Annotated in this window: 2 protein-coding genes; both read right to left on the minus strand. The window is 39.9% G+C overall.

Annotated features, from left to right (window positions below; translation table 11 throughout):
- Nucleotides 1-274 precede the first annotated feature (274 nt).
- On the minus strand, nucleotides 275-664 hold the full coding sequence (locus tag PCY17_RS12125) for a hypothetical protein (RefSeq protein WP_042903181.1): 390 nt from the start codon (nucleotides 662-664) through the stop codon (nucleotides 275-277).
- Nucleotides 651-1,242: hypothetical protein (locus tag PCY17_RS12130; RefSeq protein ID WP_301395780.1), on the minus strand; the 592-nt coding region annotated here is incomplete at its 5' end. The genes PCY17_RS12125 and PCY17_RS12130, both read right to left, overlap by 14 nt.

Consider the following 1,242-nt stretch of genomic DNA (forward strand, 5'->3'; position numbering starts at 1 on the left):
GCATTTCATTGGAGTCCGAACGGTCCGCCACCTTAAGGGCGATCTTGAAGCGTGAGTTAGACCAGATCTGGTCATCCACCACACCAGATGGTTTCTGAGTAGCTAGGATCAAGTGGACCCCGAGGGACAGGGTATATTTTTTGTAAATAGCATAGAATTTTCAAGGTACTAGAAGGAAAATGTTTTTGTTCTATTATACCACATGATAGATAACGTGAGAAGTTGAGAAAAACAAAAGAAAACCACCTGAAATAAATTCAGGTGATTTGTGTAATTATGGAAAATCACTATATTGACTCTCTGCGATTTCAACCATTTTTCTACGATTGTGGCGTTCTTGGGAATTTTTCCCGCCTTGGATATATCGTTCTCTACGTTCTGCTCGTGACTCAGGAGCTTTAATATAGATACCTCCATCAATTGCCGCAGCTAAAGCAGCTTCTGTTGCCGCAAAAGCATCCGCTACACTATCTAAATACTGATCAAGCGAATCAACCGTTGTTACTAAGCTCTCCATTGTTGCTTTGGTTCGCTTAACACAGTCTTCAAAATTACCTGTCACTGGCGCATCAATCAGCGAGCGAATGTCATCTGGTATTTCATTAGTAGATGCGTTGATACTCGCTTTTATACTCTTTATTCTCTCAGGATCAATTCGTTTCATTTATATTCCCTTCTGATCGTTGTTTTTGAACCCAGGCTTGATATTCTGCATAAGTCGTGAGTGGGGTATCAGAAATCTGACCCTTAGTATCTATACCATAAATCGTCAGTTTCTCTTCTCCCTTAGGAGCCATCCAGTACAAAACTTTGTCAAACCATTCCTCTGGGGTCACGTATTCTTCTTGAGGAATAAGAGCCCAATCTCCTTCAGTTATTTTTTTCTCAATTTCAGGATATTCCTCAAAGAGGTTTATGTTGGTATCAACAACCTTGCCCGCCTCTTTAAAAGGCAAAGAACTTTCAATGAGCCGACCTACTACATACCCCTTATCTTCTGCATACTGATCCAGTGTCGTATAAAAATAGTAAGGACCCGCTTCATAGATATCTGAACGCTCTTGATACTCTCCTTCTACTTTTCCACTATCAATGTTTAAAACTACGGTTTTTATAGTACCTTGTTTGTCTTTAACTTCTATATTGATGACGTTCTTGGGATTATTACGATAGGTGAAGATTCTGAAATCAATCGGAAAAAAACTGGCGTCATAGTCTGCGACCACTTTGTTTAGATCCACT

Source organism: Streptococcus sp. SO2 (assembly GCF_030440025.1).